General features: G+C 44.1%; 6 protein-coding genes, 1 other RNA gene and 1 pseudogene. 2 read left to right on the forward strand and 6 right to left on the reverse strand.

Annotated elements, in window-relative coordinates:
* Positions 1–451: pseudogene (locus IM515_RS10795) on the forward strand (DUF3782 domain-containing protein); the annotation flags it as partial.
* Between the two features lie 36 nt (positions 452–487).
* Here the strand turns inward: IM515_RS10795 and IM515_RS10800 are convergent.
* From IM515_RS10800 to zds, 6 genes are all read right to left on the reverse strand, one after another.
* Complete coding sequence (locus IM515_RS10800) at positions 488–1,759, reverse strand: MFS transporter (RefSeq protein WP_287628081.1); 1,272 nt, start codon at positions 1,757–1,759, stop codon at positions 488–490.
* Positions 1,760–1,768: 9 nt separating this feature from the next.
* Positions 1,769–1,865: signal recognition particle sRNA small type (gene ffs, locus IM515_RS10805), an RNA gene on the reverse strand.
* Between the two features lie 86 nt (positions 1,866–1,951).
* Entirely contained in the window at positions 1,952–3,088 is a 1,137-nt protein-coding gene (locus IM515_RS10810; RefSeq protein WP_287628083.1) for a DUF58 domain-containing protein, read from the reverse strand.
* 385 nt (positions 3,089–3,473) lie between these two features.
* On the reverse strand, positions 3,474–4,493 hold the full coding sequence (locus IM515_RS10815; RefSeq protein ID WP_002764636.1) for a long-chain acyl-[acyl-carrier-protein] reductase: 1,020 nt from the start codon (positions 4,491–4,493) through the stop codon (positions 3,474–3,476).
* A 148-nt stretch (positions 4,494–4,641) separates the two neighbouring features.
* Positions 4,642–5,337: an aldehyde oxygenase (deformylating) gene (locus IM515_RS10820; protein ID WP_271953347.1), complete on the reverse strand. Its 696-nt coding sequence runs from the start codon at positions 5,335–5,337 to the stop codon at positions 4,642–4,644.
* Between the two features lie 229 nt (positions 5,338–5,566).
* Positions 5,567–7,027 (reverse strand): 9,9'-di-cis-zeta-carotene desaturase, encoded by a 1,461-nt coding sequence (gene zds / locus IM515_RS10825; protein ID WP_287628084.1) that lies wholly within the window; start codon positions 7,025–7,027, stop codon positions 5,567–5,569.
* 136 nt (positions 7,028–7,163) lie between these two features.
* On the opposite strand from zds, the gene IM515_RS10830 reads away from it, so the two are divergent.
* Positions 7,164–9,602: a glycosyltransferase family 39 protein gene (locus IM515_RS10830; RefSeq protein ID WP_287628085.1), complete on the forward strand. Its 2,439-nt coding sequence runs from the start codon at positions 7,164–7,166 to the stop codon at positions 9,600–9,602.
* Positions 9,603–9,708: the final 106 nt, after the last annotated feature.

Genomic DNA, 9,708 nt, shown 5'->3' on the forward strand with positions numbered 1-9,708 from the left:
ACTCAAAGAACTGGGCAAACAAATTGGGGGACTTGGTGCCAAATTCGGCAGCTTTACCGAAGGACTTGCCCTTCCCTCAATGGAAACGATTCTCAGACAACGCTTTGGTATGGAAGTTGTTAGTCCCAGTGTGCGCGCCAGCAAAGAAGGACAACACCTAGAAATTGATGTTCTTGCCTATACCAATGGTCAGCTAAATACTGCTTATATCGTTGAGGTTAAAAGTCATGCTAGAGAGGAATCCATTACACAATTAAAAAGTATTTTGCAACGGTTTCGCCGCTTTTTTCCTGAACACAAAGATAAAAAACTCTATGGCATATTAGCGGCGGTTGATTTATCCCCAGAATTACGGGAAAAAATTCTGCAAGAAGGGTTTTATGTGGCTCGGATTCATGACCAAGTATTTGAATTAGATATTCCCGATAATTTTCAACCTCAAACCTATTAAATAACCCTGCCCTAGGAAAAACTTTTTCAGTAAGCTTTATTGTAATTGTCCGCGCAGAGCATAACGATCTTTTTCTAAACCGAAAGCGAAGAGAAAAGAATGGCGTATAGTGGGGTTAGAAAGAGTAAAAAAGAGAAAGAGAGCAATAACAGCTAATCCTGACGATAAACTAAACATAGTTTCGTAGGAAATTGCTAAAACCCCCAGAATTGGACCAGCTAAGGCTGTTCCCACATCAAAACCGCCGATACAGATAGAATAGGCCCGGCCGCGTTCTTGGGGACCAGAGCGATCGGAGATTAAAGCCAGTAACATAGGGAATAAAATCCCCCCTCCCGTACCTTCGAGGATAGCGGCTAAAATAAAATCGGAAGAAGATCGGGCAGAAGATAGAACCAACATGGATAAACCATAGCAAAAAACGCTAATAGTGACGAATAAACCCCGTCCATAGCGATCGCTGGCTCCTCCCGACAAAATCCGTCCGATTACGCCCGATACTGCCGCACAACTGTAGAATAGACCGGCACTGAAAGGAAGTTGGTTTTCGAGGAGAAACAGGGGTAAAAAAGCGACTAAACCGCCGAATAAAGTACCGACCAGTAGAAAAACTAGGGTGGGGACTAAAAAAGCCCGCTCTTGACATAATGCCCAGAAACTGCGCTCAATTGTCTGATTTTCTGCCTTCATTTCGGCTAATTTTTTCTTGAAGTCCGGTTCTTGAATGGAGAAACTCAGGAGAAAGGCGATCGCTCCTGAAGTGGCAGAAACTAGAAATAAACCGTCATAACCGATCGATTCGTAGAGATAACTGCCTAAAGCCGGACCGATTCCCATGCCTAGGGGTGCAGTTAAGCTCATATAACCAATTATCTCCCCCCGTTGACGAACAGGGGAAAAATCCACCACTAGGGTACTGTAACCGGTGGTAAAAGCGGCAATACTGAGGCCATGGTAGGCGCGGACGGCGAATAAAGAGGAAAGATCGCGAAAAAATAGATAACCGAGGGGTGCGGTAGCGGCGACAATAGTTCCAAATAAAACCACTAATTTGCGACTGCGGCGATCGACTAGATTGCCTAACCAGCTGCGCGATAAAATTAAACCGATGGCAAAGGCCCCCATGACAAAACCGATATCTTGTTTGCTACCGCCTAGGGATTTAATATAGGTGGGGAGAGTGGGGACAAGAGTGGTGATACTTATCCAGAAAAACAGCGCCGTGACGAAGAGGATCAGTAGTTGACGACGAGTTTCGCCAGTAAGCGATCGAAAAGTTTTGAAAGCGTTCACGACAGTGACCGTCACAGGCAACAAAAAGACCCGGAGATCACGCCAGTCACAAGCATCCCGTATTGCTGCTACCTTCCGGTCCTGACAAGGTTAAGGCGTTGCGATCGCATGAGTCCGAGTCTTTTCTATCATAACATCTTTTTCGGGGATACCGGTATTTTTTTCTGGAGAATTTCCTCTCAATCTAGACTGGGAACAGAAATTTTCTCAACGAGGGGGTTTTTGCAATTGTTGTTGTAGAGAAGTTTCCGGTTCGATCGCCAATCCGCTACACTGTCGGATTAAGAGTGAAGGACTCTCCCTAGAATCGGCAGCGAGGAAAAATAACCAACGGCTGCCGGGGGTGAGTTGTTCGATGGAATTGAAGTTACTTGTCAACCAAATTAGCGGTAAATTAGGCAGATTGGCATTTTTTTGACTAGCTTTTGCCTCTATACCGGCTAAAGTTTCTAAAATGACCCTTTCCCCCTGAATTAAACCCGTTTCACCCGTCCAGAGTTTCACATTTAATTGCCGACGATGGGCATAAAAATAGAGGGAAGCAGCGGCAATAATCGCCCGTTCAAAACTGTCTTCTTGCCAATCACAGAGGGTATCGAGACAGATAATCACTTCCTGTCCTCCCGTTAACACTTCTAATTCCCGAATTTGCAATTCTCCCAAACGGGCGCTAGTTTTCCAGTGAATTAAACGGGTAGAATCACCCCGGCGATATTGTCTCAGGTTTCGGGTCAGTCCTTGACTAGCCCTTTGATAATAGCGATTATTTTCTAATTTTTGTGCTACCTCTTGACCGAGGGAATCGATCAGGGGACATTGTTGTAAGGGTAAAATTTGGGGATAAACTAAAGCTTTAGCCGCCGCTTGCTGACAACGACGACACCAAAATAAACCCAGAGGGGCCGCTGTTCTTAATTGTACTTCTTGCCAGTGATAAACGCCCCGTTTACTGGTGGGTAAATAATAGGTCCAACGATGGCTACTTTTGGGGGCAATCGCTTCTATTGGGGTTATTTTTGGCTGATCGAGAACAATTGGCAGCATATCTGTCACTTCTAACAGATTTATCGGCTGATTGCTAGTATTTTCTATCTCTAGGCTAATACTAAGATCGTCTCCCGCACTTACGGGTACAATGGCAAGACGACGCACTTTCAGAGGAAGAAGGGAACGACGGGGTAAAATTATCGATAAAACTAAAACAGCGATCGTCGTGCCAGAGATAGCATACAACCATCCCGCCATGGTATTGGTCGCAGCTCCGAAAAAACAGAGGGTAATGCCCATGATTACCCCCCCACCGTAAGCGGGTAAAATACCGCGATCTTCTAACCAAGTTTTCATAGAGTTTAGTGGTTTTGTCGTCTTTGCTAGAAAGCTAAAAATCAGGCCCACATCTCTATAATTCCCCCAAAAGCCCTGATAAACTATCAAGGAGATCGGACTGATCAGCTAAGGGAGTTCTCTTCCTTGCCACTGTTGGGATTTTTCTTAACAAAACTTAACAATTGATGGCAAAATTTTGCTTGCTTTTGTGGGCAGATTTTGGGATAATATTTTTAAAAGAGTTTATTCATAATCGCAATCTAAGCAGTCAAAGATAAACACAAACATCCCATTATAAGACGATTATAACCCAAGCCGCCGGCAAAGTCAAGCCCTCACTCCTAATTATTTGTCGCCTAAAACTTCTAATTCCGTGGTCGGTGGGGGGGGTTGGGGATATTAATTAAAATAACAAAGGTTGAAAACCGTGTTTGCGGGAAGCTGCACCGATTTGTTCCATTTTAGGGACAGTAATTTGATTGCGTCCCCAGGAAAAATTAGTTTGCCAACCCTCCAACTCCAATAAAATCGCCTCGGCAAAACAGGCAAACATTTGACGAGAGGGAATATCCATATTAACGATTTTCATAATTTTCCAGTCAATATCGAGGGAATGCTCGACAATGCCGCCCTTAATCACCGAAATATCGGGGGCATTTAATACCATGCCTAAATTTTTCGGATAACCACCATCAATAATAATGCAGGGGCGCTTGAGTTTATCTGGATCAATTTCTACCCCTTTAGGCATACTAGCCACCCAAACAATGATATCAGCTAGGGGTAAAGCCTCCTCTAGGGGGAGAATTTTACCGCGACCTAACTCCTCTTGGAGAGATTGTAAACGCTCTTGATTGCGTGCCACATAGATTAGTTCTTTTGTATCGGTTTTTTCATTTAACCAACGACAAACAGCGCTGCCGATATCTCCGGTGGCCCCACAAACCACGACGGTAGATTGAGCTAAATCAATGCCCATTTTTTTAGCAAGGGTTTCCACCTGAGTGCAGATGACGTAAGCGGTGTGGGTGTTACCGGTGGTAAAACGGCCAAAATCTAGCTCGATATTCCGCACCTGTCGATTATCTTTGAGATTAAACTCCTCGAAAATAATTGAAGAAAAACCGCCGAGTGCGGTGATGTTGATATCACTTTTTTGAGCGAGTGCCATGGCATTTAGCACCTTACGAATAGCAGACTTTACCCAACGATTCGACAACATCTCTGGTAAAAAACAGGATTCGATGTATTTACCCGTGATGGTTTGTCCCGTGATGCTGGTGACATGAAAATCATCGACAATTTGCGGGGGGGCAGCGCACCAAAAATCTAATCCCTGGTTAGCATATTCAGGATAACCTAGATCGTCGGCGACCGATTGGGCGTGTTCTAAACTGGTAAGATGACCTATAAGACCAAACATTGATTGTTCTTTAGTTAGACTAGATGGCACTAGATAAAAATGAGGATATTGCTAAGAAATCGTTAAGACTCTTAAATATATTACACAAAAGCGCCGCTCTGTGTGGAGCGGCAGCAGGGCGAAAAAAAGAAATCTCGATGCTCAAGCTTTAGACGGCAGTTAATCCGTAGGCAGACATCCGCATGATATCACGGGTGCTGAAACCGATATTGCTTAAAGCTTCCCCGTAGCTAATCATAAAGTCTTCCACGAGGGCCTCTTTTTCCATAGCGAGAACGCGAGCATCATCCTCGACTTGATTGAGCATTTTCCAGACAATGGGTAGATTAGCGCGATTTGCCGCTTCTAATTCCTCTTTAGCGGTTTCAAAGTTCGCTTTTAGCCATTCTTCGCCAAAATTGAGGTGTAAATATTCGTCTTTAACTACGCCTTCAGTAATTTTACGGGCAAAAGGATCAGCAACGGGAATATAAATATTATAGGCAGCGATCGCAAAAGCTTCAATAATCAAAGATTGGATTAATAAACAGGTGACAACTTTACCTTCTGCGTAGGCAATTTGGAAGTTATTGTGCAGAGAGGAAAAGAATTCTCTGGCATAATCCATATCAGGGGTGATTTGCAAATTTCGGCCGCAAGCTTGAAAACCTTTCATGTGACGGTTTTCCATTTTTGCCAGACGGTGTAACTCTTCTTTGTTATCGGTGAGGATGTCTGCTAATTGAATATAATTGCTATTGGCCTCGTATTCGCCTTCAATAACGATGGCATTAATGCGACTATAGGCTGATTTATAGGTTTCGCTGGTGAAATCAAGCTCTAATGGTACAGCAAGCTCTGGCATAAACTCGATTGACTCCTATTTCTGACGAGATTTTTCCGACGTTCTTTCCAGTCTAGGGTAAGCCTTCTAGATGGAGTGATCTTTTTACGAGTCTAGCTTGATCGGTCTTTTTTGTATAGCTTGGCCTGAGGGGCTGACTTGCCAAGTTAGCTATAGAGGTTATCTTTTTCGAGTGAAAACAAATCTAGAGGCAATCCCTTCTTAAGGGACGAGATTGCCGGCTGTTTGCTCAAACCGTGGCTAAAGATTTCCGGCGCTCGGCCTGTTGTAGGATCGCTTTGGCTGCCTGTTTACCCGATAAAGTGGCTCCTTCCATGCTATCAATGTAATCCTGTTGGGTATAACTGCCAGCAAGGAAAAAGTTAGCGATAGGAGTCGCTTGCGAGGGACGATAGACATCCATCCCCGGTGCTTCCCGATAGAGACTCTGTGCTAATTTAACCACACTAAACCAAGTCATCTTTAATTCCTGCGAGGAGGGAAATAACTTATGGACTTGCGCTAAAACGTGCTGGGCAATATCTTCATTTTTAGCTTTAATAAAAGGGTCCCCGGGGGTTAAAACCAACTGTAATAAAGAACCTTCTCCGGAGCGATAATAATCCCTAGGACTGGTGAGAGCAAGATCTGCAAAACAGGAAAAATCCGCTTGGTGGGTGTACAAAAGATTGTCAATTCCCACCGCTTTTTGCAGTTGTCGGCGTTTTTCGGCATCATTTAACTCCGTCACCCAACCGTCAAAACGCAGTTGTACCGTAGCGACGGGGACGGCTTCTAGTCGGAAAATATTGTCAAAAATCGGCATTTTACGCCAATCTTGGGGAATAAGACGCTGAATACCGGGGACATCACCAGCGCAAACGTAGGCATCTGCGGTGATAGTTTCTCTGGTTTCTCCGTTAGCGACGATCATGCCATTAACTTGCAGATTTTCGCCCTCTCCAGAATAGAGAATTTCCCGCACCTGACGACGGGTAGAGATTTTGGCACCCCGAGCTTCCAGATAGTTAATAATCGGTTTATGTAGGTATTCATGGGGGGAACCTTCCAACATCCGCAGGACGGAAGCTTCGGTTTTAGCGGCGAAAAATTGGAAAATCGTCAGCATACAACGGGCCGAGATATTTTCCGTATCGATAAATCCTAAGGCATAGGCGATCGGATTCCACATTTTTTTTAAACTGCCTTCATTACCGCCATGGCTACGAAACCAATCGGCAAAACTAATCGAGTCCAGCTCCCGAATCGTTTTCATCGCTCCTTGAAAGTCTATCAGACCGCGGACGATGGGACTGGTACCTAAGGCCAGAGAATTAAAGATTTTATCGGCTGCCGAGAGTTGAGAGGAGGTAAAAAAGGCTTTTAAACCGTTAAAAGGCGCACCCGCGGCGAAACGAAAGTCTAATTCGCCGATTTTTCCTCCTTCGTTGATAAAAGTGTGGGTGTGTTCTTTGAGCAGTAGGGATTGAAAAGCGCCCACTTTTTTCATTAACTCAAAAAGATTATAGTAACAGCCAAAAAAGACGTGCAGGCCCATCTCGATGTGATTACCGTCCGCATCTACCCAACTACCGACTTTTCCCCCGACAAAGGGACGAGATTCTAAGATTTCTACTGTACAGCCCGCATCGACCAAATCGATAGCTGTTGCCATTCCCGCTAATCCTGCACCAACGATCACCACTCGCATTTGTCAAGTTCCTGTTACAATTTTTCACTAAATCTTTATTTTACCCGATCAATCTGGTGTTTCTCGCTGGCGATTTTTTCAGGGTCACTTGAGAGCGTGGCAGAATAATTGACAGTTGCACTAGGGAGAAGTCATTTTGAAGCGATCGCTAGATAGGAGACAGGAATTAATTATTGTCACTATTATTTGGATATTGGGGATATTAGTCGATAGATTCTGGTTTAGTCTCGATCATACTATTCCTGCTTGGGATCAGGCCGATTATCTCAACGGTGGGATTATCTATACCCAAGCTTTCCAAAATCCGCGCTGGTTTGACGGGGATTGGTGGCGCAGTTTATGGCTAATGTCCCCGAAAATTCCCCCTTTAACCTATCTTTTAACGATTCCCTTCTTTAATCTCTTTGGTATTAGCGTTGACGCGGGTATGTGGGTAATGGCTATCTATAGCGCCCTACTGCTCTTTTCTGTGTACGGATTGGGAATTATCCTTTTTAATGGGACTGTAGCACTCTGGGCGGTCTTAATCTGCCAATTTCTCCCCGGTTTATACTATTATCGCCTCGAATATCTCTTAGATTTTCCCTTAGCGGCAATTGTAACGTTTTCTTACTTCTGCTTGACATGGTGGCGATTTAGTGGTCAAGGCTGGCTAAAAGCGATCGCTTTCGGGATTTCTTTCGGTTTAGGGATGTTAGTCAAACAAACCGCCCTATTTTTCCTCTTTTTGCCAATTTTGTGGGTATTGGGCGAAAATCTCCGGCGAAAACGTTGGGGCAATCTAGCGCAATTAATGCTGAGTTTTTTGACGGCAGCATTGCTAATGTTTCCCTGGTATCGGACGAATTGGTTATTAATGTTAACCGCGAGCAAACGTGCCACGGTAGATTCGGCGATTTTGGAGGGAGATCCGCCCCTTACCAGTCTAGATGCCTGGACATTTTACGCCCAAGTTTTACCCTATTTTCTTTCTTGGGTATTATTATTAGTTCCCCTGGTGGGATTATTAATCTCATTACGTCATAGAAAAACCGAAGATAAGGTTAATCGTCCTGTGTGGATTTGGTTAGGAGTTTTTCTGCTGGGGGGATACCTATTATCATCCCTCAATATCAATAAAGATGCTCGTTATATTTTGCCGCTTTTACCGACTTTATCCTTAATTTTATCCGTTGGTTTATTATCGTGGCGCGGTCGTTTTGCCCCTGGTATCCGTTGGGGAACGATAACTATTGCCGCTATCCTCACCAGCTTAAATTTATTCCCCTTGGGGGGAGATATAATTACTAATGTTTTCAGTCCCGAATTGCAACACCATCCCTATTTAAAAACTGGTTGGCAGCACGAAGAAGTAGTTAAAGAGATTCTAGCGGATTCTCCCTATCTTCGCAGCACCCTAGTGGTTTTACCTTCCACCCCCGAATTAAATCAACATACCTTCTCTTTCTACGGTGGTAAACATAATTCCCAGGTTGCCGGGAGACAGGTGGGAGTTAGGGAAGAAGATATAGAAAAGGATGTCAATTCTTTAGATTGGTTTTTAACTAAAACTGGTGAACAGGGTTCCGTCCCCGATGTCCAGAAAAAAATTGTTAATCGAGTCGCCACCGGTCCAGATTTCCAAGTGGAGAAAACTTGGCAGCTACCGGATGATAGTACCCTGTCCCTACACCGAAAAATATATCCTTCCGTCACGGTTAAACCCCTTGAAAATGCGCCAAAACAGGTGGAATTAAGAGAGATTGCCATTGCCGAAAAAGCTTCTCCTAATCAACCAATTCCTGTGGTTTACAAATGGGCAGGAGACTGGCAACAATTAAAGTCAGGGGTAGTGATTTTAACCTGGCAAGAAGTGGACGGTAAGGATTATTGGATGCACGATCATGGTATTGCTATGGGGGGATTAATGGCAGAAAAATTAACTACTGAAGAGCAACAAAAGGGTTTTGAAGTCACTGAAAAAACCGCCATGCAGTCGGCAGCAACCCCCGGAGTTTATCGCTTATCTGCTGTCTATCTCAATCGGGAAACTGGCGAAACCTATCCGATTAAAACTAATGCTGAAATTACCATCGATCCTCAAGTCTCCAAGTTAGCAACGCCCCAATTAGATTTAGTGACCCAATTGCGCTTAAAGTCTGCTAATATTGGTCAAGGATTAACGGGTATTGAACCAATTTTTGAGTTAACTAATCGTATCAATCAATACGATTCGATTCAGGATTATGTGCTGCAAGCAGACAAGGCCTTTTCCTATCGTTTACAGCAACAAAATCCCCCCGATAAATTATCTTTAGCCTACGGATTAGCAATTTCTAAGGTACTACAACAGGATGTGGCAGGGGCAATAAAAGCCACGGAGGAAATGATTAAAATTGACCCCTATAATCCCTATCATTATGCTTATCAAGGTTTTATTTATCTTTACGATTGGCAACCGCAAGCAGCCCAAAAAGTCTTAGATAAAGCTAGACAATTAAATCCCGATAGTGAGGAAATTAAGACTTTAAATGCAGTGGCTGCCTTGATGGGGGGAAATCTCGTTAAAGCTTGGCAATTATGGCAGTCAAATTAAAATAGAGTGGGAAGTGGGGAAGTGGGGAAGTGGGGAAGTGGGGAAGTGGGGAAGTGGGGAAGTGGGGAAGTGGGGAAGTGGGGAAGTGGGGAAGTGGGGAAGTGGG

It is taken from the genome of Microcystis sp. M44BS1, assembly GCF_020244875.1.
Lineage (GTDB): Bacteria > Cyanobacteriota > Cyanobacteriia > Cyanobacteriales > Microcystaceae > Microcystis > Microcystis panniformis.